Annotated in this window: 17 protein-coding genes; 9 read left to right on the top strand and 8 right to left on the bottom strand. The window is 33.6% G+C overall.

Annotation, left to right across the window (positions count from 1 at the left end):
- Positions 1 to 211 precede the first annotated feature (211 nt).
- The 5 genes from NYQ10_RS22070 (at position 212) to NYQ10_RS22050 (ending at position 8,038) form a co-directional block, all read left to right on the top strand.
- Complete coding sequence (locus tag NYQ10_RS22070; protein ID WP_289878279.1) at positions 212 to 1,312, top strand: SGNH/GDSL hydrolase family protein; 1,101 nt, start codon at positions 212 to 214, stop codon at positions 1,310 to 1,312.
- Complete coding sequence (locus NYQ10_RS22065) at positions 1,302 to 2,681, top strand: sialate O-acetylesterase (protein ID WP_289878278.1); 1,380 nt, start codon at positions 1,302 to 1,304, stop codon at positions 2,679 to 2,681. The genes NYQ10_RS22070 and NYQ10_RS22065 overlap by 11 nt, the downstream gene beginning before the upstream one ends.
- Before the next feature lie 383 nt (positions 2,682 to 3,064).
- Positions 3,065 to 5,362: a beta-glucosidase BglX gene (bglX, locus tag NYQ10_RS22060; RefSeq protein ID WP_289878277.1), complete on the top strand. Its 2,298-nt coding sequence runs from the start codon at positions 3,065 to 3,067 to the stop codon at positions 5,360 to 5,362.
- Positions 5,363 to 5,671: 309 nt separating this feature from the next.
- Positions 5,672 to 6,628 (top strand): L-glyceraldehyde 3-phosphate reductase, encoded by a 957-nt coding sequence (gene mgrA, locus NYQ10_RS22055; protein WP_289878276.1) that lies wholly within the window; start codon positions 5,672 to 5,674, stop codon positions 6,626 to 6,628.
- 24 nt (positions 6,629 to 6,652) lie between these two features.
- The gene (locus NYQ10_RS22050; RefSeq protein WP_289878275.1) at positions 6,653 to 8,038 is read left to right on the top strand and encodes a hypothetical protein; all 1,386 of its coding nucleotides are present in this window, start codon (positions 6,653 to 6,655) and stop codon (positions 8,036 to 8,038) included.
- Between the two features lie 35 nt (positions 8,039 to 8,073).
- Here the strand turns inward: NYQ10_RS22050 and NYQ10_RS22045 are convergent, their stop codons facing one another.
- The 8 genes from NYQ10_RS22045 to NYQ10_RS22010 form a co-directional block, all read right to left on the bottom strand.
- On the bottom strand, positions 8,074 to 10,053 hold the full coding sequence (locus NYQ10_RS22045) for a glycoside hydrolase family 97 protein (protein WP_289878274.1): 1,980 nt from the start codon (positions 10,051 to 10,053) through the stop codon (positions 8,074 to 8,076).
- Positions 10,054 to 10,161: 108 nt separating this feature from the next.
- A complete protein-coding gene (locus NYQ10_RS22040; protein WP_289878273.1) occupies positions 10,162 to 11,451 on the bottom strand; it encodes a glycoside hydrolase 5 family protein in 1,290 nt (429 codons plus the stop codon).
- A gap of 111 nt (positions 11,452 to 11,562) precedes the next feature.
- Positions 11,563 to 12,792: a glycoside hydrolase family 26 protein gene (locus NYQ10_RS22035; protein WP_289878272.1), complete on the bottom strand. Its 1,230-nt coding sequence runs from the start codon at positions 12,790 to 12,792 to the stop codon at positions 11,563 to 11,565.
- 5 nt (positions 12,793 to 12,797) lie between these two features.
- On the bottom strand, positions 12,798 to 13,346 hold the full coding sequence (locus NYQ10_RS22030; protein ID WP_289878271.1) for a carbohydrate binding domain-containing protein: 549 nt from the start codon (positions 13,344 to 13,346) through the stop codon (positions 12,798 to 12,800).
- A 34-nt stretch (positions 13,347 to 13,380) separates the two neighbouring features.
- The gene (locus NYQ10_RS22025) at positions 13,381 to 14,571 is read right to left on the bottom strand and encodes an AGE family epimerase/isomerase (RefSeq protein ID WP_289878270.1); all 1,191 of its coding nucleotides are present in this window, start codon (positions 14,569 to 14,571) and stop codon (positions 13,381 to 13,383) included.
- Between the two features lie 6 nt (positions 14,572 to 14,577).
- A complete protein-coding gene (locus tag NYQ10_RS22020; protein ID WP_289878269.1) occupies positions 14,578 to 15,768 on the bottom strand; it encodes a glycoside hydrolase family 130 protein in 1,191 nt (396 codons plus the stop codon).
- Between the two features lie 27 nt (positions 15,769 to 15,795).
- Positions 15,796 to 17,187 carry an MFS transporter gene (locus tag NYQ10_RS22015; protein ID WP_289878268.1) on the bottom strand — a complete coding sequence of 464 codons (1,392 nt, stop codon included), beginning with the start codon at positions 17,185 to 17,187 and terminating at the stop codon, positions 15,796 to 15,798.
- A 39-nt stretch (positions 17,188 to 17,226) separates the two neighbouring features.
- On the bottom strand, positions 17,227 to 18,363 hold the full coding sequence (locus NYQ10_RS22010) for a glycoside hydrolase family 26 protein (protein ID WP_289878267.1): 1,137 nt from the start codon (positions 18,361 to 18,363) through the stop codon (positions 17,227 to 17,229).
- A gap of 305 nt (positions 18,364 to 18,668) precedes the next feature.
- On the opposite strand from NYQ10_RS22010, the gene NYQ10_RS22005 reads away from it, so the two are divergent.
- The 4 genes from NYQ10_RS22005 to NYQ10_RS21990 all read left to right on the top strand — a co-directional run bounded on the left by NYQ10_RS22005 (position 18,669) and on the right by NYQ10_RS21990 (position 25,748).
- A complete protein-coding gene (locus tag NYQ10_RS22005; RefSeq protein ID WP_276172497.1) occupies positions 18,669 to 19,547 on the top strand; it encodes an AraC family transcriptional regulator in 879 nt (292 codons plus the stop codon).
- A 319-nt stretch (positions 19,548 to 19,866) separates the two neighbouring features.
- Entirely contained in the window at positions 19,867 to 23,064 is a 3,198-nt protein-coding gene (locus NYQ10_RS22000) for a SusC/RagA family TonB-linked outer membrane protein (RefSeq protein WP_289878265.1), read from the top strand.
- Between the two features lie 12 nt (positions 23,065 to 23,076).
- Positions 23,077 to 24,675, top strand: a complete 1,599-nt coding sequence (locus tag NYQ10_RS21995) for a RagB/SusD family nutrient uptake outer membrane protein (protein ID WP_289878264.1) — start codon at positions 23,077 to 23,079, stop codon at positions 24,673 to 24,675.
- A gap of 17 nt (positions 24,676 to 24,692) precedes the next feature.
- Positions 24,693 to 25,748 carry a hypothetical protein gene (locus NYQ10_RS21990; RefSeq protein WP_289878263.1) on the top strand — a complete coding sequence of 352 codons (1,056 nt, stop codon included), beginning with the start codon at positions 24,693 to 24,695 and terminating at the stop codon, positions 25,746 to 25,748.
- Positions 25,749 to 25,808: the final 60 nt, after the last annotated feature.

Below are 25,808 nucleotides of genomic sequence, written 5' to 3'. Positions count from 1 at the left end.
TCTTATAATATATATTCAAACGCTAAATATAAACTGTTATTTCATTTTAAAAAGAACACAAACACCCTAAAAAGTACAAATAAGTATTTGTTAGGGTTTAAATGATGTGTTTATGTGGTGTTTTTTTATTGCTTTTTGACATTTTAGTATCTTTCTGTATAATTCATTTCAAATATATTTGTGAATCGTATTTATATTTAACAGATTAATTATGTTTCCCAAAAAAATAGCTCTTTTAATTTCGTTTTTGATGATTTCGTTCGTTTCGATTTCACAAACTCAAAATTCAAGTAAAACTTTTTTATATCAAGGTCGAGTAGATCAACTTCAAAATGATCAAGTCATTTTAATTGGAACGGCTTCTTCGGTTGCTTTTAATTTTACAGGAAATGAATGTTCAATTTCACTTCAAAGTGTTGATTCTTATGAACATCATAATTATGTTCAATTGGTTTTGGATGGAAAATATATCGGAAAGATTAAAGTTGAAAAAGGAGCAGTTCAATCTTTTCCAATCAAAGTAGCTTCAAACAAAAAAGAACATCGTTTAGAAATTTATAAAAATACAGAAGCTCAAAGCGGAAATATTTTGTTTGCTGGAACAACCGCAAAACTGACTTCAATTTCATTTAAAAAGAAAAAGAAAATCGAATTTATCGGCGATTCCATTACTTGTGGCGCGGCGAGCGATCCGTCTGATATTCCTTGTGATAAAGGAGAATATATGGATCATCATAATGGTTATTATGCATACGGACCAACGCTTTCTAGAGCAATTGGAACAGATTATTTAATGAGCTGTGTTTCGGGAATCGGAATGTATAGAAATTGGAATGATGAGCATAAAGACGAAGCGATAATGCCCGATATTTATCAGAATTTGTATTTGACGAAAGATGCATCTAAACCAAAATATAATTTTGCTTTTCAACCAGACATTATAAGTATTGCTTTAGGAACAAATGACTTTTCTGGCGGAGATGGTAAAAAAGAACGTCTTCCTTTTAATGCTGAAAAGTATGTTTCGAATTATATCAATTTTATCAAAATGCTTTACGAGCATAATCCGAATGTGCAAATTGTAATTACGAATAGTCCGATGGTTGGTGGTGAAAGAGGAGTTGTTTTTGAAGAATGTCTGAATAAAGTTAAAAACGCTTTCGCGGATGATAAAACACATAAACTAATCAAGATTTTCAAATTCAAACCCATGACACCAAATGGATGTTCTGGACATCCAGATGTTGCAGATCACAAGGTTTTGGCAGATGAATATGCACCATTTTTAAAGAAGTTGCTAAATGAAAAATAATATTTTTAAGTTTGTTTTCTTTCTATTGATTTCCAGTACTATGATGGCAAACGTTTCGCTTCCGAATATTTTTAGTGATAATATGGTTTTACAACGCAATTCTGAAGTGAAAATTTGGGGTTGGGCTAATCCAAAAGAAGAAATTAAATTGGTTTCTGGCTGGAATAATCAGGAATATAAAACGGTTGCTAATAATCAGGCGAAGTGGGAATTGACGATTAAAACTCCAGAAGCGGGTGGACCTTTTACTATTTCGATTAAAGGTTATAATGAAGTAATTCTAAAAAACATTTTAATTGGAGAAGTTTGGCTTTGCTCTGGACAATCGAATATGGAAATGTCTGCAAGTTGGGGAATTGACGATGGAGAAGAAGAAGCCAAAAATGCTACAAATCCGAATATTCGTTTTTTTACCGTTCCGAAATTGACAGCAGAAAATCCGCAAAATAATTTATTGGGAAATTGGACAGAATCGACTCCTGAAACCATGAAATATTTCAGCGCCGTTGGTTATTTTTTTGCAAAACGCCTGCGCGAAGATTTAAAAAATGTTCCAATCGGATTGATTTCTTCCAACTGGGGCGGAACTCCAGCCGAAATCTGGATGCCTGCAGAAGTTGTAAACAATGATCCAGTTTTATTAGAAAACGCCAAAAAACTAAACGAACAAGAATATGGACCAAGACAACCTGGACGCGCTTACAACGCGATGATTTATCCAATTATCGGATTTAAAATTGCTGGAACAATTTGGTATCAGGGAGAATCTAATGTTGGTTCTTTGGTTTATGATAAAACTTTAGGAGCTTTAATTACATCTTGGAGAAAAGAATGGAAAGACGATTTTCCATTTTATTATGTTCAGATTGCGCCTTTTAAAACGGGTTCGAATAACTTCTCGAATGTAACGGTTAGAGATTCTCAGCGAAAATTATTGAAAGAAGTTCCAAAAACAGGAATGGTGGTAATCAGCGATATTTCGGATACGATTGATATTCATCCAAAAAATAAAAAATCAGTTGGAATTCGTTTGGCTAATTTGGCTCTTGCCGAAACGTATAAAGTAAATTCTAATTTGGTAAATAGCCCTCTTTTTAAAAGTTTTAAAATTGAGAAAAACAAGCTTATAGTTTCTTTCGATTACGCTGAAGGACTATATTTCAAAGAAAAAAAATCAAATCAATTTGAAGTTGCTGGAACAGATGGAATCTTCTATCCTGCCGAAGCTTCAATTAAAAATAACGAAGTGATTATGACAAGCAAAAAAGTTTCTTCTCCAGCAAAAGTGAGATTTGCATGGGGAAATACAACGCAATCGGATTTGTTTAATAAAGCCAATCTGCCTGCTTCTTGTTTTACGTCGGAATGATTTTAGATTTTAGTCCCGAAGTTTCGGGATAGATTTTAGATTTTATGCGGATTTTTTGTCATTCCGAGGAACGAGGAATCTCCACAAGAAACTCCACAAGCTAAATCATCAATCTTTGTCGAGCTCTTAGCGAAGATTCCTCGTTCCTCGGAATGACAAAACTGTGAGTCAAAAAATAAGAAACCAAAAACGCTCTTTTGAAACCTTTCGCGTGAGGGATAGAAGTGGAAAGCCCACAGCCTGACGAAGGAAGTGCGAGGACTTGAAACGGATAGCCCGGCCCGGAGGGACACGCCAAAAAAAAGAAACTTAGGATCTCAGCATCTTAGTCCCGAAGCCTCGGGATAGCAACTTTAAAGAAAAAAACTAACTAAACCACAAATATGAAAAATAAAAAAATACTAATTATTGGAGTTTTCGCTCTGTTTACTGTTGGAAATATGAATGCACAAAAAAAGCCGTATCTGGATAAGAATAAAACCGTTGAGCAAAGAATTGATTTGCTTTTGCCGTTAATGACGTTGGAAGAAAAAGTAGGGCAGATGAATCAATATAATGGTTTTTGGGACGTTACAGGACCAGCGCCAAAAGGCGGATCGGCAGAATTAAAATACGAACATTTAAGAAAAGGATTAGTCGGATCGATGCTGACGGTTCGTGGAGTAAAAGAAGTTCGCGCCGTTCAGAAAATTGCTGTTGAGGAAACCCGTTTGGGAATTCCGTTGATTATTGGTTTTGACGTAATTCATGGTTATAAAACGTTAAGCCCGATTCCGTTGGCAGAAGCAGCAAGTTGGGATTTGGAAGCGATTAAGAAATCGGCGGCAATTGCGGCTGATGAAGCTTCGGCATCTGGAATCAACTGGACTTTTGGACCAAATGTTGACGTTGCAAATGATGCGCGTTGGGGACGTGTGATGGAAGGTGCGGGGGAAGATCCTTATTTAGGAAGTAAAGTTGGGTACGCCAGAGTAAAAGGTTTTCAGGGAGAAACGGTTGCAGATTTGGCTAAAGTAAATACGATTGCGGCTTGTGCAAAACACTTTGCTGCGTATGGTTATGTTGAAGCGGGTTTGGAATATAATATTGTAGATATCAGTAATTCTAAATTGTATAACTCGGTTTTACCTCCTTTTAAAGCGACTGTTGACGCAGGAGTCCGTACGTTTATGAATTCGTTTAATACCTTGAATGGTGTTCCTGCAACTGGAAATGCCTTTTTACAAAGAGATATTTTAAAAGGAAAATGGAAATTTGATGGATTTGTAATTTCAGATTACGCTTCGATTCGCGAAATGATTGCGCACGGTTATGCAAAAGACGAAGCTGATGCAACTGCAAAAGCAGTAATTGCGGGTTCTGATATGGATATGGAATCATATCTATACGTTGCAAAATTGGTTGATTTGGTAAAATCTGGAAAAGTAAAAGAATCATTGGTTGATGATGCTGTCCGCAGAATTTTACGAGTGAAATTTGAATTAGGATTATTTGATGATCCATATAGATATTGCGATGAAAAACGCGAAAAAGAAGTGGTTGGAAGTAAAGCCAATAATGAGGGCGTTCTAGATATGGCGAAGAAATCGATCGTTTTATTGAAGAATGAAAAGAATTTGCTTCCGCTAAAGAAATCTGGACAGAAAATCGCTTTAATTGGAGCTTTGGCAAATGATAAAAACAGTCCGTTGGGAAGTTGGAGAATTGCTGCGTCTGATGATACTGCGGTTTCAGTTTTAGAAGGAATGCAGCAATACAAAGACAATAAGTTGACTTTTGAAAAAGGTGTTGATTTATTGAAACAAAAAGCAACTTTCTTAACGGAAACAGTTTTCAACACAACAGACAAAAGCGGATTTGAAGCGGCAAAATCAGCTGCGAAAAATGCCGATGTTGTCGTAATGGTTTTAGGCGAATATGGTTTCCAAAGTGGCGAGGGAAGAAGCAGAACAGATTTGAATTTGCCAGGTTTACAACAAGAATTATTAGAGGAAATTTATAAAGTAAATCCAAATGTAGTTTTAGTTCTGAATAACGGACGTCCGTTGAGTATTCCGTGGGCAGCAGAGAATGTTCCAGCAATTGTAGAAGCTTGGCATTTAGGAACTCAGACCGGAAATGCGGTTGCGCAGGTTTTATACGGAGATTATAACCCAAGTGGAAAACTACCAATGTCGTTTCCTAGAAATGTTGGGCAAGTTCCAATTTATTATAACAAATACAGTACAGGAAGACCAATTGATAGCGATAAAAATGTTTTCTGGTCGCATTATATGGATGTGGAGAAAACGCCTCAATTTCCGTTTGGTTTTGGTTTGAGTTACACGAAATTCGATTATAAAAACCTGAAAGTAAATAAAACTGCTTTTGCAAAAGGAGAAAATGTTCAAGTAAGTGTTGAGGTTACAAACTCTGGCAATTACGATGGAAAAGAAGTTGTGCAATTATACATTCATGATGAATATGCAAGCATCGTTCGTCCGATAAAAGAATTGAAAGGTTTTGAATTGGTGAACCTGAAAAAAGGAGAAACGAAGACTGTAAACTTTACTTTGACAGATAAGGAACTTGGTTTTTATAACAACGAAGGAACTTATTTAGTAGAACCGGGAACTTTTAAAATCATGGTTGGAGGAAGCTCTGATAAAGGTTTGCAGAGTGGTTTTGAAATTAAAGACTAAAAGTTTTAATCTCGCAAAGGCGCAGAGCCGCAAAGTTTAGTTTTTAAAAATAAGATTGAATAGCGTCCAGCTTTAGCTGGATGAAAATATAAACACAATTGAAAGGGCTTTATCCAAACTTTGTAGGTTTGGCTAAAGCCCTTTCTTATTCAAATCTAATTCCCCTAGCTTCAGCTAGGGGCTATTCAAAAGAAACTTTGCGACTCTGCGACTTTGCGAGATTAAAAAAAGCATAACTTTTAAATTAATATCTTTTGATATTTTTCTACCTTTAAAATCTATTAAAAACTCCAACTTTAAATTAAAAAAATGAAATATAACAGATGCGGAAAAAGCGGATTGCTGCTTCCAGAAATTTCTTTAGGATTATGGCATAACTTCGGTTCGGTTGATAATTTCGAAAATGCAGAAAGTATTGCCATTGAAGCTTTTGATAAAGGAATTACACACTTTGATTTAGCGAATAATTATGGGCCAGTTCCAGGTTCTGCTGAAGAGAATTTCGGTAAAATATTATGGCATAATTTTCAGGGAGATCTGCGCGATGAAATCGTAATTTCTACAAAAGCAGGTTATACCATGTGGAAAGGACCTTATGGAGATTGGGGATCTAGAAAATACCTACTTTCGAGTTTAGATCAGAGTTTGAAACGAATGAATGTTGATTATGTAGATATTTTTTACTCGCATCGTCCAGATCCCGAAACGCCAATTGAAGAAACCATGATGGCTTTAGATCACGCCGTAAGAAGCGGAAAAGCTTTGTATGTTGGAATCAGTAATTATTCTGCTGAACAGACTCGCGTTGCGGTTGATGTTTTAAAACAATTGGGAACGCCATGTTTGATTCATCAAGCGAAATATTCAATGTTAGAGCGTTGGGTAGAAAATGGTTTGTTAGATGTTTTAGAAGAAAAAGGAGTTGGTTGTATTGCGTTTTCGCCTTTAGCGCAAGGACTTTTAACGGATAAATATTTAAAGGGAATTCCAGAAAATTCTAGAGCGCATAATCCAAACGGACATTTGAAAGAAGATGAGGTTACACAGGAAAGAATTCAGAAATTAATTCAACTAAATGAAATTGCTCAAAATAGAAATCAGTCTTTGGCACAAATGGCTTTAGCTTGGTTGCAAAAAGACAAACGAATTACATCTGTTTTAATTGGCGCGAGCTCGGTAAAACAATTGTGCAATAATATTGATTGTCTTCAAAATACTAATTTTTCGCATGATGAATTAAATGCGATTGAGAGTATTTTGGTTTAGACAAGTAATCTGTTTTTCTGAATAATGAAGCGCGTTTATCTTGATAGTAATGTTTTTAGGTACTTAAAACAGAATCCTGATTTGTTAGAGATGACATTTGATGTCATAAATAATTTTATGTTTTACTATTCTTATGCACATCTAGCTGATTTATCTAGGGATAAGACTGATAAAAAGTTTGATGATCTAATTTTTATGGAAAATTTAGTAGATCAAAATTTTTTAAATCTTCAACCAGATAGAAAATATGTCAATGTCCAAATAGTTTCTCCTACAAAAGCTTTTGAAAGTCTAACAAATTTCAATTTTTCGGATATAAATTTCCATGATATTATTGATGACGCTTTTCCAAAAGATAACTCGACTCCTGAAATTGACAAGGCTAAAGAATTATTAAAAATATTCCTTACTTTTCCAATTAAATCTTTAGGAATGGAAGACTTAAACTTTCAAACGAAAGATTCTGCGGTAGATATTATTTCTCCAAATGGAACAAATTCTATTCTTGAATACTTAGAAAAGCTTGTAAAAACATTTGATAATTTAAATACAGATGTAAAATTATGGAGAGAATTAAGAAATTACACAATTGAGAGTTTGAATTTTTCAAATTTTGAAATAGATATTCAGAATATTGAATTTGATAAACAATTAGAAAACACAAAACTAAAATCAACATTTATTGAATTTGTTGAAAATGCTCTAAGTAGCTTTAAGAAAAAAGAGAACAGAGATCAATACAATTTTTTTATTACTGCATATACATGTTTAAATCTTTTAGGAATTGATAAAGAAAAAAACAAAAAAGTAGTTTTTTCTAGTTTTCAGAATGATGCTCAGCATGCATATTATGCCGCCCACTGTGAATATTTAGTTTCAGATGACGAACAGCTCTTATTTAAAGCAAAAGCACTTTACAATTTATTAAATATAAATACTAAGGTCTTGCATGCAAATGAGTTTTTTAATAATCTTAATAAAATTGGTTGTAATGGTGAATTAGAATTTGAAGATTTTATGAATAGATTGAGAAATTTAGAGAATAATATTAATTTTTCGGAGTCAACTTCTTTTGAAGGGCAGACGTTTTTTCGTTTAAATGATTCGTATTTTGATTATTTTAATGAAATGCAAATTATTAAAGTAGAAAATGAAAATCCTATTTTTGCTTTTTATAAAGAATATGAAAATTATTCTAATTTTTCTTCATTTGAAGAAATGGAACTTATTACAAATAGAATAGTGAGGGCACTTGGCCGAGATTTGTATAATCTCAAAAGTTATTCTGAAAATGATACTTTACAAATAAAAAATGATGAGTGGCAGGGAAGAATTTGGGATTTTGATTATTCGAAGTTCTATTTAGAAATAAATAATAAACGTTTTACACTTCATTATCAACTAAAATAAAAAGAGGAGAACAAGTGTAATTGTTCTCTTTTTTTTTATTTAATAATCATCGCCAAACCACCACCACTTGCTAAATGATATTTTAATTTAGTTGTCGAATCAACGCTAATAATTTCTTTTTTATAATCAGTTGCCGCTTTGTTTGCGTTTATTCCATCTGAAAAAATTTCGGCTTGGAATTTTTTGCCTTTTTCAAGGAAAGAAAAATCAATGGTAATATCTCTTGAATCCCAATTTGTTATTGCGCCTAAATACCAAGTATTTCCTTTTTTTCTAGCGATTAAAACATATTTTCCAACTTCTCCATCAAGAGCAACAGTTTCATCAAAAGTAGTTGGAACTTTAGCGATAAAATCGGTGCTTTCCTGTTCTTTCATAAAAGCAGTTGGGCTGTCTGCCATCATTTGTAAAGGCGCTTCAAAAATCGTGTAAAGTGCCAATTGATGACATCTCGTTCCTTGACTCATTGGTGTCGAATGACTTGGTTTGAATTCGCTTTTTGTAGCATTTCGCATCGCGCCAGGCGTATAATCCATTGGCCCAGCCATCATTCTGATAAATGGAATCGTTGTATCGTAAAGCGGAACATCATCATTTGGTGTCCATTTATTGTTTTCAAGACCTTTTACGCCTTCAAAATTTAAAATATTAGGGAAAGTTCTCTGAATTCCAGTTGGTTTGTACATTCCATGAAAATCAATGATCAATTTATGATTTGCCGCTTTTTGCGCAATATCATAAACAGAATTTACCATTTTCGCATCGTCGCGATCAATAAAATCAACTTTAAAACCTTTTACTCCCAATTTTGCATAATTATCAAAAACGCCGTCAATATTTTCATTCAAAGCCATCCAAGAAGCCCACAAAATAATTCCAACGTTTCTTTCTTTCGCGTACGCAATCAAATCTTCCAAATCTACATTCGGATTGTGTTTCATAATGTCGGTTTCAACGCTCCAACCTTCATCCAAAACCACATATTCAACCTTATTTTTAGACGCGAAATCAATATAATATTTATAAGTCTGTGTATTGATTCCTGCTTTAAAATCTACATTGTAAATATTCCAGTCGTTCCACCAATCCCAAGCCACTTTTCCTGGTTTTATCCATGAAACATCTTTTATTTTTGAAGGTTCTGCTAATTTCTGAACCATATCATTATTGGCTAAAGCATAATCATTTTCAGAAATGACAATCGCTCTCCACGGAAAAGTTCTTGTTCCTTTTGTTTTAACTAAATAATCGGCTCTTTCTGTAATTAATTTATTTAGAAAATTAAAACCTCCGTTGGTTTCTTTTAATGGATATTTAGAAAAACGAGATTCAAATCCAGATTTTTCATTATTATTTGTGACAAATAATCCAGGATAATCTTCAAGATTTACTTCCAGAAAAACGGCTTTTTTATGGTTTTTATAATCAATTAAAAAAGGAAGAAATGCTAAAGTATCTTTAGAGAATTCGCTTATTTTCTTGTTTTCATAATGCGATTCAAATGAAGAAATAAATTGATCTTTCGGATTTCTTAAATCTCGAACATATGGCATCAAAGTGTTGTAATCTTTATCGAAATTCAATACAACTTCTTCATTTTTAACCGTAATATCTTTTTTCTTTTTAGTTATAAAACGATATGCAGCGCCATCGTTAAAAACGCGATATTCTATGCTGAAATCATTTTTAAAATTTAAAGTCAATTGGTTATAATTATTTTGAACCGATTTCTTTTTGTATAAAGACGTTTCAAAAGAATTATTTACCGTTTCTTTTTTTGAATTTAAAACAACAGGATTTTTTCCTAAAACAATATTTTCATCCAAAGTCAAGGACATTTCTGATGGAGCTAAAATAACATCGTTTTCATGTGAAATTGTCCAAGAGATTTTATCATTTACAGCAACTTTAACTTCGATTTTTCCGTCGGGAGATTTCAGAATAAAGTCTTGTTTCTTTTGTGAAAAAGAGATGTTCAGAAATAAAAAACAAAAAAGAATAAATGTATTTTTCATATAGATAGTTTTAAACCATATAAATGATATAAGTGCATTTTAGTAAAAAGCTTAAAAGCAAACTTATTAAGTGAACTTATATCACTTACATGGTGAAAGAAAATTAGTTTATTTTTTATTCAATTCTGAATTGTATTTCTTAACGATTTCTAATGTCGATTTATCTCCATTAAAAACCGAATTTAAACCTTGCGGTTCTTGCGGTGGATCTGTTGTTAAAGGTTCTCCAGGATTCCACTTTCCATCTGGATGAATTGCTTTTCCTTCGCCACCATATCCCCAGAAATTTGCTGCCTGCAACGGACCTCCATTTTTATGGCTTTCTACAACTCTTCCAAAAATATAGCTGTAAAATTTATCTCTATAGATTGAAGAAGCTCCAGCATTCAGATTTTCATTTTCTCTCGGAAGCCCGAACTCTTCAATAATAATCGGTCTTTTTAAATTGTTTGCTACTTTGATATGATCGTCAATATATTTTCCAGCGTTTTCGATGGTTTTAGGCATTGTAGCTTCTGCATTGTCTGCTTTAAACCAATTCCAGTTTTTAGGCCAAATATGCATCGTTAAATAATCAATATTTGGATTTTGATGTGTTCTTTCGAAGATTTCCATGCTGTCGTTCGAACTATTTTTTCCTTCAGAACCTGTAGAAACCAAATGATTTTTGTCTAAGCTGTCAATTAAATCCACAATATTATTTAACCATTTTGTGAATTTTACTTCGTTTTCTGGCGTAAAAGTTCTTGGTTCATTTCCAACTTGCCAAGCCATAATCGTGTTATCTTCGTTGTATTTCTTTTTAGAATAAGCGTTTGTTCTTCCAATAATAAATTTCACATGCTTGTTTAAGGCTTCCATACAAGGTTCGCAACTATGAAATTGTTCTGTATACGACATAAATTGTGGCCAAGTATTTGGTGGAATCGCAGGAACCGGAACCGGACCTTTTCCATTCCATTCTAAATATTGCGACATTCCGCCAGACCATTCCCAGTTATTGGTTAAGTATAAAACGGCATACATTTTACGTTTGCTCATTTCGTTGATTAAAAAATCTAAACCATCCAGTAAATCTTCGTCGTATTTTCCTTGCTCATATTGCAAAGCTGGACGAACTGTAAAATCATATTTCCCGCCGTCAGCACCAACAAGAATGCGTAAATTATCGATTCCGTTTTTCTGCATTAAATCCAATTCGCGCAAAAGCCTTTTACGATCTCCTATTTTTTTTGAAGCTAGCATACTTCCGTACCAATAATTGGTTCCGATGTAAGCGTAAGGTTTATCGCCTTTGTAAAATTGATTTCCTTTTACAGTGATTTTTTCTTGTGCCTGAACAAAAATTGTCGTGAAAAGTAAGGCAATCGAAAGGGTTTTAAAAAATCTGTTTTTCATAATTTTTTTTTGATTAGTCATTGCGAGGAACGAAGCAATCTCACTTAGTATTTATCAACAAATCCTACTGTTAGTGTGGTTGCTTCGTTCCTCGCAATGACATATATTGTGTTATTTCGGCATTTCATACATTTTCGGCAACGAATTCACTAAAGCCGATTTCGTTTTTGTTGCATACGTTTTAAAGTCTAAAGCATTGGAAACCGTTCCATTTGGAACATAATATCCATCTTTCGTATTATTCCAAAACATCACATAACTTATCTGAATATCATTTTTGGTTAATGCGCTGTACATAAAAGTCGAAAACCAATCTGAAATAGCTGGAGTTGTACTTGTAACTTGATATCCAGTTTCGGTTAAGGCGGCGATTTTTACTTTCGCTTTAGCGTAATCTGAAAGAATTTTTAATTTAGAATTGGCTCTATCAGAACCTGTTTGCCCTTGATTATTGAAATCTCCGTAATTGTCCATTCCGATAATATCGACATATTTATCGCCTGGATAACGACTTAAATAATTGGTTTCTGTTGTGTATGAATTATCGGGAGAAAAGGCATATAAAATGTTGTGAACTCCTTTTGTGTTTTTTAGATAATCAACTGTAAATTGATACGCTTTTTTGTATTCATCTGGAGTACAAAAATCTGCGCCCCACCAAAACCAGCTTCCATCAAATTCATGAAAAGGTCTGAAAATTACGGGAATCAATTCGCCATTAGAACCTTTTAAATTCGAAATTACGCTGGCTACTTTATCTAATTTCTTTTTGTACCATTCATTATTCGATCCGCCTGGCAGAATACTTCTAAAAGCTGTCGATTTTTGTTCAGCAGTCATATCAGCGGCATAGAAAGAATCTTCTTTATTAGGTTCTCTTAAATGCCAAGAAAAGGTATTGATTATTCCTTTCGCGTAAGCGGCTTTAACATCGGCAGTAATTTTTTGTTCTTGCTGATAAAACCAGTTATTAGATTGTCCGTTATTATTTTTATCTGTTATAAACATAAAATCTGAACCTAAAACAGCTGGATCAAAACCTGTATTTTTTTTGATGTCGGAATCTCCGCCTGCATTTTGATAAAAACTATTAAATGCATCTTGCTGTCCAATTGCGGTTTTGGTTTTTGCGAGTCTTTTTAAATTATAAAAAAGTGCGACTGTTTCTTTTGTAGCGCTTGCATCAACCATATAAGAGGCGGCGTTTGAAGTCGTCAAAGGATCGTCTTGCATTGGAGGATCTACGATAATTTCGTCCGTAGTATCTTTGTCTGATGAACAGCTAGTTGCTATTAGAACCGCTAAACTCAGATATATTATTTTTAAAAGATGTTTTTTCATTTTGGCTATTTTGTTTCGGGACTTAGTTTGGCATATTCTTCTTCACCAAGCGCTATCACATTTACATCATCAAAAAAAACAGTTCCGTTTGTTTGTGCCAACGCAAGCATAATTCTGATTTTTTTTGCATTTGCAGGTATTTTTACAACTTTTTTGTAGTTGGTCCAATCGGTGGTTTTTTTAGCTGTTCCGATGGTTTCTGAGCTTATTGGTTTATCGGCTGCGTTGATAAATTCTATAATTATTGCAGCCGCTTTATATTCTTCTTTCTGAGTTTCGACTTGATCGGTTTTCATCCAAGCACTGCATTCTATGGCGTAACTGTTTTTTGGAATTAAAATAATTTGATCTAAAGCTCTCCATTCTGCTCCCGTATATTGATTAATTAAGGCGCAGCTTCTTCCTGTTTTTTTATCGTATGATGAAATTGCAGCATTTTCCTGACCAGTCCAATTAATCAAATCTCTTTCAAAGCCAGAGTTTTTGATGAGATTCATTTGAGCGTTTGTTATTGTAGAAAGAAATAACAAACTAAAAAGTAAAAGCTGTTTCATGATAATGAAATGTTAGGATTAAAACTTGCGTAGGTTAATCTTGAATTCGGGCAATAAGTTCCAGACAAGCTCGGCCATTGTGATATGGGCATTTCCAGAATCCAGCTTTATCTTTTTTCATTATAGAATAATCGCTGTAAACTCCCCAATACCATTCGCCGTTTTGCTGGTCAATCATGTATTTTTTTGTGAATTTCCAGATTTTATAAACGATATCCAAATATTCTTCTTTTCCAGTCAACTGATAAGCGTTGTAAAAACCAATTAAAGCTTCGGCTTGTGGCCACCAATGTTTTTCTGGAATCATTTCGTTTTTCTCGGGATCAAATTCATACCATAGACCGCCATCGCTATCTAAACCTTCTTTTGTAGCTTCGGCAATTTGAATAGCGTGTTTTTTATAATTGGCAATCAAAGTTTCGTTTCCTGAAATTTCGGCACATTGCTGTAAAAGCCAAGCGGCTTCGATATCATGACCGTAGGAAATCACATCTGGTTTTTCTACCCAATTTTCATCAAAAAACAAATGCAAATGACCAGTTTCTGTATTGATGAAATGTTTTTCGATGGTTTCTAATAATTCAACAATGTCGTGAAGCAATTTTTCGTCTTTCCACACTTTATATAAATTCACATAACCTTCAATAATATGAAGATGCGTATTCATCGTTTTCTTTTCGTTGGCGTCTTTTGCACTTAAACGTAAATCTTCAATAGGCTGCCAATCTCTTGTAAAAGCTTCAAAATAACCTTTATTTACTTTATCGTAACTATGTTCTTGAATTTTTGAATGTAAATTTTTAGCTATTTCTAAAGCTTTTTCATCTTTAGAAATTACATAATATTCAGATAATCCGTAGATGGCAAATGCTAGAGCGTAAATTTGGTTTTTGGTGTCTTTTGGAGTTTTATCCTCATTAATACTCCAAAAAAGACCTCCAAATTGTGTGTCATAAAAATTTTCAGCTAGATATTCAAATGCTCTTTTTGCCAGATTTTTGTGGTTTTCGTTTTTTGTGGTTTGATAACTGGCAGAAAACGTCCAAAGAATTCGGGCATTTAACACCGAACCTTTTTCTGCATTGGCAATTTTATGATCATTAAAATCGATTTGACCCACAAAACCATCATTTTGATTATCTATAGTTCGTTCTGACCAATAGTTTAAAATGGAATTCAGTTCTGCGGTTAACTCAGATTTTAAAAGCTTTCTTTGTAGTGACACGGTATTTTAAATTGCGTTATTTTTTTCGATTTGATTAATGATTGTTTGTACAGAACCTGCAGAAGTAAATGTATCTGCTGGAGCATTTGTTACATAATCAACCAATTTTTCTACAGATGAAACAGCAACATGCATTCTTGTATCTGAAGAAGCGTAATAAACGTAAACAGTTCCATCTTCGTCTTCAATCCATCCGTTTGAGAATAAAACGTTAGAAACGTCACCAACTCTTTCAATTCCTTCTGGTCCCATAAAATGTCCGGCTGGAACGTGCGTTACTTTTGCAATATCATTTAAATCGGTCATAAACATGTATAATGTGTAGCGTAATCCTGCGGCAGTATTTCGAACGCCGTGCGCTAAATGTAACCAACCTTTTGAAGTTTTAATTGGAGCAGGGCCTAGACCATTTTTTAATTCGTAAATCGTATGATATTGTTTTCCGAAAATGATTTTTTCCTCTTTTACAACTGGGTTTTTCATGTCGTCGACATAACCTAAACCAATTCCGCCGCCAGATCCAACATCAATAAATCCGTCTTGCGGACGCGTATACAAAGCGTATTTTCCGTTTATAAATTCTGGATGTAAGACTACATTTCTCTGTTGCCCCGTATTTGAAATCAAATCAGGGAGTCTTTCCCAATTTACTAAATCTTTAGAACGAACAATTCCTGCATTGGCTACAGCCGAACTTGTGTCGCCTTTTGGTGCGTTTGGATCTTTTCTTTCGGTACAGAAAATTCCGTAAACAAATCCGTCTTCGTGATGTACAAGACGCATATCGTAAACGTTTGTATCAGGTTCTTCTGTTTGTGGAATAACGCAAGGTTTATCCCAAAATTTGAAATTGTCAATTCCGTTTGGACTTTCCGCAATAGCGAAAAATGATTTTCTGTCGATTCCTTCAACACGAACCGCCATTAGATATTTTCCGTTCCATTTCATTGCTCCAGCGTTAAAAGCAGCATTGATTCCGATTCTTTCCTGCAAAAATGGATTTGTATTTTCATTAAAATCAAAACGCCAATTTAACGGAATATGAGCCGCTGTAACAACAGGATTTTTATAACGTTCGTAAATTCCGTTTCCGATAATTTCTTGCGGTTCGTTTTTTTGTTCGATTAGTGTTTTATGTTGTTTTTCTAATGCCGATTTTCTTTCTTGAAAAGTAGCTGAAGAGGTTATTGTTGTCATATGATTTGATTTCTTTGTCTGTGTTTTTTAGTGATTTTGATTTCTCTTTTCGTTTAAATCCTGTTCTATAATCTGTAATTTTTCTTCTGATAAAGGGTAGAATAAAATAAATGCCACCGAAATTGCTGCTGCAATTGCTGGAAGAATACTTAGCATTAATTGAATTCCGTTTTGCGCTGTTGCAGTTTGTTCAACATTGGCTTGAAAGCCATAATAACCTAAAAGCCATCCAGCTCCAGCGCCTCCGATTGTCCATCCAAATTTTTGTGACATAGAGGAAGCTGAGAAAACTAAACCTGTTGCTCTACGTCCTTCTTTCCATTCTGAATAATCGGCGCTATCTGCATACATAGACCAGATTAAAGGGAAAATGCAGCCCGCACAAATACTAATTAAAACCTGAAAACTTAGAATTAAGACAATGTCTTCTTTTCCAAATAAATAGAAAACTAAACTTAGAATTGCTGCCAGTGCCATAGCGCCAAAAAAGGTTTTCTTTTTACCGATTTTATTTGCAATTGGTGTTGCAGCGATTACTCCGATTATATTTGCAGCTTGACCTAAAACTAAATAAATAGAAGTCGGTGTCATATGAAAATCGGTTCCGAAAAGCGAAAAATCGAAGTTTACAGAACTGCTTACATAATATTTAAAGTAATAAACTGCTGCACCATCGCGGATTGAATTAAAAACTAAAGCGCCAATTCCTGCGCCAAGCAAAATCCACCAAGGTTTATTTTTTAGAAGATCTTTTAAATCTTCTTTTAGATTATTTTGTTCATCTGCAATGGGTTTGATTCTTTCTTTTGTGAATGCAAAACAAGCCCAGAAAAATGCAGTTGTAATTAATCCGAAAACGGCAATTGTAGCCAACCAGCCCGTTTTAGAATTGAGATTTCCACCGAAATAATTTACTAAAGGTTCAATTAACCAAAGCGCTAAAAGACTTCCGCCGAAAGCAAAAACCATACGATAAGAAGAAAGTGTATTTCGTTCTTTTCTATCAGAAGACATTACGCCTAAAAGTGATGCGTACGGAACATTGATTAAAGAATAAATCATCATCATTAGAGAATAAGTCACGTAAGCGTAAATGATTTTTCCTTTTTCGTCAAAATCTGGTGTGTAAAAAGTTAAAACTCCAATCACAGCAAAAGGTATCGCAACCCAAAGTAAATATGGTCTGAATTTTCCCCATTTGCTTTTGGTTCTGTCGGCTAGAATCCCGACAATTGGATCAAAGCATGAATCCCAGATTCTGGTAATTAAAAACATAGTTCCTACTACGGCAGGCGCCAATCCGAAAACATCGGTATAGAAAAATAGCAGATACATGCTAAAAATTTTCCAAAACATTGAGGAAGCAGCGTCTCCAAGACCGTAACCAACTTTTTCTTTTAAACTAATTTTATCGTGCATTAGAATTTTTTTAATGATTGAGATTTAAATTTGAGGCAATTATTTTAACTTTTTTGGAATGTCTTTTTCAAAGATAGTTTGATCAAGATTATAAAAATCTTTAAAATCTTTTTCGCTTACTTGTCCGCTAAACGGTGCGTAATAATGCATTTTTTGTTCTTTTTCCTGCCAGCCATGATTTCTCCATATAAGCACATAAGAAATTTTGTAATCTCCAATTGCTTTTAACAAAGTTCCTGTCCACCATTTCGGATCTGGAACCGCTTCATAACCAGCTTCAGCCAAAGCAATTAATTTATGTTTTTTTGAATTGATTTCATTCAATATTTTAAACTGATTCTGAACTTCACGAATAAACTTTTCTCCATTCGGATCGTTATTGTTTTGATAACTGTCAAAACTTAAAACATCAGCATAATTATCTCCAGGATAATTGGTTAAGAAATCTGATTCATTTGCAAAACCGCCAGTGTTATATACGTAAATTAAGTTGTGAACTCCTTTTTTATGTAAATAATCGACAGTAAATTTCCAAGCTGTTTTAAATTCTTCTGGTGTGCAATTTCCTTTTCCCCACCAAAACCATCCTCCAGTAAGTTCATGAAAAGGTCTGAAAAGAATCGGAATGTTTTTTCCGTTTTTATCTTTTAAAGAAAGAAAAAAAACGGAGGCTTTATCTAGCCAAGAAGTGAATTTTTTATGATTTTCGCCGCCAGGCAGAATGGTTTTTAAAGAATTCGGAACATTATTCCAGGCATCTTTTCCTGTTGCAGGATTGTCAAAATGCCAGCTAATAGTTGAAATTCCGCCTCTTGAATTTGCTTCAATAATATATTGTTTCATTTTTTCGAATGGAACTCCGTCTATATTATTAACATTATCTTTTTCTAAACCAGCAATGTCCCAACCGTAAACCGCAGGATAATCTCCGGCTGTTTCTTTTACATCGCTTCTTCCTGCTTCATATTTCCATTTAACTCCATATGCTAAATCATCCTGATGCCCGAAAAGAAAACCTTTTTGAGATAAGATATTTAGTTTTTGATAAAGTGCTTTCGTTTCTGTTGTTGCTTTTTTGTCTGAAAGTGACAAATTAGTATTACTTGAATTTGTTTGAGATAAGCAAGAAGTACTTAAAAATGCTGTTGTCAGAAGGGTTATAAAATGGTTTTTCATTAGAAAATAGTTTTTTTGATTGCTGCCAGAAGCAAAATATACAGTTGATTATAGTTTTAAAAGCATTTCGTTTTTTTATTCAAAAAATAGTTAGCGTTAGCTTGTTAAAATTATTAAAACTATAAAAAGTTATTTAATTAAAAATGATTAATGTTTATTATTAATGTTCTTTTTAAAGAAATGATAATTTGATTTTTCAAAGATAAACGGATGAATATCGTGTAATTAATATTATTTTATCAATTATATATCATATTATTGCAGTCAAAAAAAAGAATATTGATTTCCTGAAAATAGTTTTTAAGATGGGTACTACAAAGAATTTTTATAGAGAAATTGCGCCGCTTGCACCAAGTGATAGCTTTTTGGTTTTTGATCGCGTAAAAGATAGTTTCGATTTTCCGGTTCATTATCATCCAGAATTTGAGATTAATTTTATTTTAAATGGAAAAGGTGTTAAGCGAGTTGTTGGAGATAATATTGAAGAAATCGACAATGTCGAATTGGTTTTGATTGGTCCAAATTTATATCACGGTTGGGAGCTAAATAAATGCACGAGTAAAAAAATTCACGAAATAACAATTCAGTTTCATAATGATTTGTTTCACGAATCTTTATTGTCTAGACGAATCATGAATCCGATTCGAGATATGTTTAATAGGTCTATTCACGGAATTCTTTTTTCTAAAAAAACAGCCGAAGAATTAACGCCAAGGCTTGTTAGGCTCTCGAAATTGGATGGTATGGATTATTTTTTGGAAATTACTTCTTTATTATATGATTTGGCAAATTCTAGAAATCAGCGTTTGCTTTCTACTTATACAGTTGACTATGATACTTTCGATGATTATGACAAAATGAAATTAGTTTACGAATATGTGCAAAAACATTTCGCTGAAAAAATCACTTTAGAAGATGTGGCAAATGTGGCGAGTATGTCGATTATTTCTTTTAACCGATTTATAAAAAAGCGTACCGGAAAAACTTTTGTCAATTATATAAATGATATTCGAATTGGTTACGCCGCGCGTTGGCTGGTTGAGAAAGATATGAGTGTTTCTGAAGTGGCTTTTAAATCGGGGTTTAATAATATTGCCAATTTTAATCGCAGTTTCAAAGCGACTAAAAATTGTACTCCTAGCCAATATAGAGAAGATTTCTCTGGTTTGAAACGTATTCTTTAATTGATACTTTTTTGTCATCAATAAATATTATTTTTAACGAAAACGTTTGATTTTTGACTTTTCGTTAGTTTTTATGCATGTTTTAGGTTGTTTTTGAGGATTGTCATTGCGAATAATTCAAAATTTATATGATTTTATTTTCATATATGTTTTTTAAATCGATTACAGTAAAAATATTATCATTAAATGATATAATATTATCGATTTGATAATTCCCAGTGTTATAGATTTGTTAAATAATTTGAAAGATAAAATATATCCAGGCTCATTTTATCTTTTGGATTGGCAATAAACACTTTAAACTAACCAAACATTTATTATGAAAAAACTAATGACTAACTTTATTCATTGGAAAGCTAACCACAGAGCAGTTCCTTTGATATTATTTTTGTTGCTGACAAGTAATTTTATTACAGCTCAGGTAAAGGTTTCAGGAACTGTTTCTGATGAAAAGGGATTATCTATTCCGGGTGCAAACATTTCTATTGCAGGTTCTAAAACAACAGTTTCTACTGACTTTGATGGTAAATATTCTATTGATGTTCCGCCAAATGCTACTTTAGTATTTTCTTTCATCGGATTCACAACTCAGAAGGTTGCCGTAGAAGGTAAAAAAACGATTAACGTAATTTTAAAATCTAATGCAGAAGACTTAAAAGACGTAGTTGTAATTGGATACGGAACACAAAAGCGTAAAGATGTAAACAGCGCTATTTCTAGTATTGCTTCTAAAGATATTGAAAATCTTAAAGTGGCATCTTTCGATCAGATGATGCAAGGTAAAGCGGCTGGGGTAGTCGTAAATAGTAACTCTGGAGCGCCTGGAAGTAACGTTTCGGTAAGAATTCGTGGAGTTTCTTCTTTAACAGGTACAAATGAGCCTTTGTACGTAATTGACGGTGTGCCAATTTCTGGAGATGCGAGAAATTCATCAACTTCTGGAAGAAATGCAGCGGGAGATTCTAACTTTTCAAATGCAGGAAATATTACTTTAAGTCCATTATCATTAATAAATCCTAATGATATTGAATCTATCGATATTTTAAAAGATGCTTCTGCAACAGCAATTTACGGTTCAAGAGGAGCAAATGGAGTTGTAATTGTAACAACAAAATCTGGTAGAAAAGGAACTGGAAAATTAACTTTCGAAAATTCTTATTCGATTAGTAATCTGCCTAAGAAATTGCATTCGATGAATTTACAACAATATGCTATTCATCAAAATGCTTTAGCAGATGTTTATGATCCAACTGCAAAGCGTCCTGAATTTGCTCATCCGGAAATTCTAGGTGCTGGAACAGATTGGCAAGATGCGATTTATGAGACTGGAATTATGAAATCGAATCAATTGTCTTTCTCTGGAGGTAAAGACGGAATCAATTATTATATTTCTGGAGGAATTTTAAATCAAGAAGGTATTGTAATCGAATCTGGATTTAAAAGATATAATTTCAGATCTAATATAGATGCTAGGGTAAATAAATTCATCAGAGTTGGTGTAAACGTGAGTGGAGCTATTACAGATGAAAAATTAACATTAAACGGACAATTTAATGGAGTAGTTGCAACTTCTTTATTAGCAACTCCAGATGTTGCAGTTAGAGAATTGTCGGGTGCGTTTGCAGGTCCGCCAGCGGGAGGACAGACTTCTTTTGTAAATCCTGTTGCGACTTCTTTATTGGGATCAAATACATTAGTTAGAAAGAATTATTCTGGTAATTTCTACACACAAATTGACATTGTAAAAGGTTTAGAATATCGATTTGAAGCGGGTGGATATATCTATGACAACTTAGGACAACGTTTTGATCCGATGTATTCTTTAGGAAATGCGGTAAAAAGCTATGCTAACTTGTATTACAATCCATCAACCGGAAATTCTTGGAACTTAAAAAACATGCTTACTTATAAGAATACAATTGGTAAACATAATTTCACAGTTTTGGCAGTTCAAGAATCAAACAGATCGCACTGGGAAGGATATTCTATAACTGGTTACGGCTATAAAGACAATAACGATAAATCACTTTCGGCTTCAGATTTGTCAAAAGCAGTTACAAGCGGTGTTTATTCTGGAACGCAAACTTTGTCTTCTTATTTAGGAAGGGTTGTTTACGATTATGGAGATTTATACGGATTAACAGCTTCTGTTAGAACAGATGGTTCTTCTAAATTCTTTGTTGGAAATAAATGGGGCGTTTTTAGCTCTGTAAGTGGTTCTTGGAAAATTTCTAACGAAAAATTTATGGAAGGCACAAGAAAATACGTTGACGGCATCAAAATTAGAGTTGGATGGGGACAAACAGGAAATAATCAAATCGGAAATAATTTGTACGATTCTAATTTACACTTAGTAAATAGCCCAATGGGAACTTCTTATCTTCCGGCAAATACGCCAAACAAAGATTTGAAATGGGAAACACAAGATCAAACAAACATTGGTTTAGATTTTAATATGTTCAGTTCTAAGCTTACTGCAACGGTTGATGTTTATAAAAAAGTAAATAAAAACTTCTTGTACCAAGTGCCGCTTCCCAATTACCTTTCTGGTGGTGGAGATTATGAAGGCGGTGTAAATCCTCCGTATTTTAATCTTGGAAGTATGCAAAATAAAGGTATTGAGATTACTTTAGGTTATACAGAAAAATTCTCTGATAATTTCTCTTGGAATGTTAGCGGGAACTTTACAAAATATGTAAACGAAGTAACAAATATGGCAGGTTTGAATATTGTGAAAACAATGAATACACTTGCTTATAATACAGTTACAGTTTCGAGAACTACAGAAGGTCTTCCGATTGGTTCGTTTATTGGTTACGAAGCTTTAGGAATTTACAGATCTGATGATGATTTGACAAAATACGGTCACACAGATGGAGCTGGAAATAGAGTAGTTTTAAAAGATGGAACAAACTCTTTACAGCCAGCATTCCAAAAAGGAGATGTTATTTATAAAGATCAAAATAATGATGGTGTTATTGATTTGAATGACTTAGTGCCAATCGGAAATCCAAACCCAAAATTCACTTACGGATTTACAAATAATTTCAAATACAAAAATGTTGATTTATCTATTTTCCTTCAAGGAACTGCAGGAAATAAATTAATGAACTTAACGCGTTTGTCTGGTACGATGAACAGTTATATGGGAACAAACTATTTAACTGAAGCTGCCGATTTTTATTCAGCTTCAAATTTAGATGCATCGCTTCCTAGACCTTCAACTTATGATCATATTAATAATGCTATATCAACTCGCAACATTGAAAACGGATCATATTTAAGAATTCAAAACGTAACTTTAGGATATTCACTTCCTTCAGAAATGATCTCTAAACTAAGTTTATCAAGATTGAGAATTTATGCTTCTGGACAAAATCTTTACACGTTTACAAAGTATAAAGGATACGATCCTGAAGTTGGTTCTTTTAACCAAGATGCATTGCTGTCTGGTGTCGATAATGGACGTTATCCTGTTCCAAGACAAATTACTTTTGGTTTTAATGTTGAATTTTAATACGAATTAAAGATGAAAAATATAATACAAAGAAGTAGCGCAGTTTTTATGACATTATTAATGTTAATGTCTTCTTCTTGTTCTCAAGATTTTCTTGATGTTCCTGCTGAAGGAGCGCCGACTGTAGGTAATTATTACGATTCGGACACAAAACTAGACAATGCTGCCAACGGATTATACGGTATTGTTTGGTTTAATATGAACAAATCGGCTTTTTATGGTATTACAGATGTGATTTCTGGAAATATGTATGCAAGCCAATATAACGATTTTGGAAAGTTTACCGATTTGAGTTTTACTAATTCGCAAGCTTTTATTTCTGATGCATGGAGATCATGTTTTGGAGCAATTGCAAATTCTAACGCTTACATTAGTAACCTTCCGCAAAGTGTTGGTCCAAATGTGAGTAAAGAAGCATTGAATAATGCTTTGGGTGAAGCGCATTTTATTAGAGCTTTCTCTTATTTTTTCTTGGTAAGATTATGGGGAAATGTGCCAATTATCGAGAACAATGCAGATTATTCTAAGAATTTTGTGATTCCTAGTAATCCAATTGAAGACGTTTACAAATTCATTGAAAACGACTTAAAATATGCAATTGCAAATTTGAGACAAAAAAACAGAGGATCTGATTATGCTGCTAACGCACACGTTTCTAGCGGATCTGCAAAAGCATTTTTAGCTAAAGTTTATTTGTATCAAAAGAAATACGATTTAGCAAAAGCAATGGCTCAAGAAGTAATTAATAGCGGAGAGTTTAAATTACTTGGAGGTGAGGCTTTACCAACAAAATCATTTGCAGATTTATGGCTTCAAAAGAATAATAACAACGAAGAATCTATTTTTTCTTGGCAATGGACAGGTGCAGGAACTTATTTTGAAGGAAACTTTTCGAATACTTTATTTGCTCCAGAAAACAGATTGGTAGAAACTACTTATTCTGGTCAGATTGCGCCATCTCAAGATTTAATTAAGAATGTTTTTGAGAACGGAGATAGAAGAAGAATTGAAACTTTTATGCTTCCAGGAGATTATTATCCAAACTTAACTTACGCTCAGACTTTGGCAGTAGATTCGCCAAAGCTTTTAGGCTATACTTTTGAATTAGCAAATGAAGCTCAAAATTCTGGAGCTGGTTTGAAAAAATATGTAATCGGAAAAGAAAATCTTCCAATAACAGGTCCTTTCAACGCGCCTTTTAATGGAGAAAGCAGTATGAATAGCTACATGATGCGTTATGCAGAATTATTATTAATTCATGCCGAAGCTACGCTAGGATCTCAATCAGGAAGCACAACAGATGCAAATGCGCTAAAATCATACAATGCAGTTCGTAAAAGAGCCGGTTTATCTGAAAAAGCATCAATTTCTTTTAATGATATTTTTAAAGAAAGACGTGCGGAATTGGCTTGCGAAGGAGATTATTATTTTGATTTAGGACGTCTTCCGTTTGCTCAAGCTAAAGCAATTTTAGAAGCTCAAAATAGAGGTGATAAACAAAATGAGAAACACATCACGATATCTGCCACAAATTTATTGTTGCCTTATCCAGCTGATGATTTAATTAAAAATCCAAAATTAAAAGAAGTAGCACCATATACTTTTAAATAATTTTTAAAAATATAAATATGAAAAATCTAAAAATTGTTTCGTTAGCAGCGTGCATAGCATTAATGCTTTCTTTAATGTTTTTTACTTCATGCTCTAGTGATGATAGTGCATCTTCTTCGGGAGGAGCGCCAGTTATAGAAAGCGTTGTACGTTCAGGTTACGATGAAGATGGAAAAATGTTTCCGTCTACTCCTGTAACGGTGGGAGATCCAAAGAATTATTATATCATTCACGGAAAAGGTTTTTTGACTACCGAGAAGATTTACTTTAATGATTATGATACTTATTTCCGTCCAACATTTGTAACAGACACAGATATAGTTGTTTTAATTGACGAAAATACGCCGTACGCAAATGCATCAAATGAGTTAAAAATCGTTACTAAATATGGTTCGGTTACAATGCCTTTTACGGTTGCGCCTCCAGTTCCAACTTTTTCAGGATTTAATTATATCAATTGTGCAGCAGGCGATGAGGTGATTATTAAAGGTAAATATTTCTTGAATCCAGTTGTTACGTTAGCGAAAACAGCTACGTTGCCAGAAGTTCCGGTTACCATTGTTTCTTCAACTTTAGAACAGATTGTGGTAAAAATTCCAGCAAATGCTGATTATAGAAATCTTGCCGTAACTAATATTTCTGGTACTGCGGTTTCAAAAGAAGCAATTGGAACTGCCTTATACGATGATAAATTATATGGAATGCAATGGGGTGGACCTTGGGCAGGAAAAGGAGTTAATTTTGATTTTGATGGAGATTCTTATCAAGGAGAAAAATCTTGGCAATGGACTTTTGGTGCTTGGGATGGTGGTAACTGGGGCTTTAATGTTGATTTGTCTAAATACAAGGCCTTCAGAATTGCAGTGAAAGGTGCTAAAAATGGTCAGGTAAATTTCAGTATGAATGGAGGTGCAAATTATGTAATTCCGGTAACAACAACGTGGGTTTACATGGAAATTCCATTTGATAAATTAGGAAATCCTACAACTTTAAGTATGATTACTTTTCAAGAATCTAATAACGACGGCGGAAATGTTGTGATGTTTGATGATTTAGGATTTGTATTAAAATAAGATTCTGTTTTGAGTTAGTTTGTGAGATGTTCCCTAGTTGAAAAATTAGGGAACATCTTT

This window comes from Flavobacterium johnsoniae, from assembly GCF_030388325.1.
GTDB lineage: Bacteria > Bacteroidota > Bacteroidia > Flavobacteriales > Flavobacteriaceae > Flavobacterium > Flavobacterium johnsoniae_C.
Note: the sequence above shows the minus strand (reverse complement) of the source record. Positions and strands in the feature narration are given on the sequence as shown.

Coding starts and splice junctions, on each gene's coding strand:
- NYQ10_RS22005 (WP_276172497.1), top strand. CDS start 18,669: ATGGGTACTACAAAGAATTTTTATAGAGAAATTGCGCCGCTTGCACCA.
- NYQ10_RS21995 (WP_289878264.1), top strand. CDS start 23,077: ATGAAAAATATAATACAAAGAAGTAGCGCAGTTTTTATGACATTATTA.
- mgrA (WP_289878276.1), top strand. CDS start 5,672: ATGAAATATAACAGATGCGGAAAAAGCGGATTGCTGCTTCCAGAAATT.
- NYQ10_RS21990 (WP_289878263.1), top strand. CDS start 24,693: ATGAAAAATCTAAAAATTGTTTCGTTAGCAGCGTGCATAGCATTAATG.
- NYQ10_RS22020 (WP_289878269.1), bottom strand. CDS start 15,768: ATGACAACAATAACCTCTTCAGCTACTTTTCAAGAAAGAAAATCGGCA.
- NYQ10_RS22045 (WP_289878274.1), bottom strand. CDS start 10,053: ATGAAAAATACATTTATTCTTTTTTGTTTTTTATTTCTGAACATCTCT.
- bglX (WP_289878277.1), top strand. CDS start 3,065: ATGAAAAATAAAAAAATACTAATTATTGGAGTTTTCGCTCTGTTTACT.
- NYQ10_RS22010 (WP_289878267.1), bottom strand. CDS start 18,363: ATGAAAAACCATTTTATAACCCTTCTGACAACAGCATTTTTAAGTACT.
- NYQ10_RS22050 (WP_289878275.1), top strand. CDS start 6,653: ATGAAGCGCGTTTATCTTGATAGTAATGTTTTTAGGTACTTAAAACAG.
- NYQ10_RS22040 (WP_289878273.1), bottom strand. CDS start 11,451: ATGAAAAACAGATTTTTTAAAACCCTTTCGATTGCCTTACTTTTCACG.
- NYQ10_RS22015 (WP_289878268.1), bottom strand. CDS start 17,187: ATGCACGATAAAATTAGTTTAAAAGAAAAAGTTGGTTACGGTCTTGGA.
- NYQ10_RS22000 (WP_289878265.1), top strand. CDS start 19,867: ATGAAAAAACTAATGACTAACTTTATTCATTGGAAAGCTAACCACAGA.
- NYQ10_RS22070 (WP_289878279.1), top strand. CDS start 212: ATGTTTCCCAAAAAAATAGCTCTTTTAATTTCGTTTTTGATGATTTCG.
- NYQ10_RS22030 (WP_289878271.1), bottom strand. CDS start 13,346: ATGAAACAGCTTTTACTTTTTAGTTTGTTATTTCTTTCTACAATAACA.
- NYQ10_RS22035 (WP_289878272.1), bottom strand. CDS start 12,792: ATGAAAAAACATCTTTTAAAAATAATATATCTGAGTTTAGCGGTTCTA.
- NYQ10_RS22065 (WP_289878278.1), top strand. CDS start 1,302: ATGAAAAATAATATTTTTAAGTTTGTTTTCTTTCTATTGATTTCCAGT.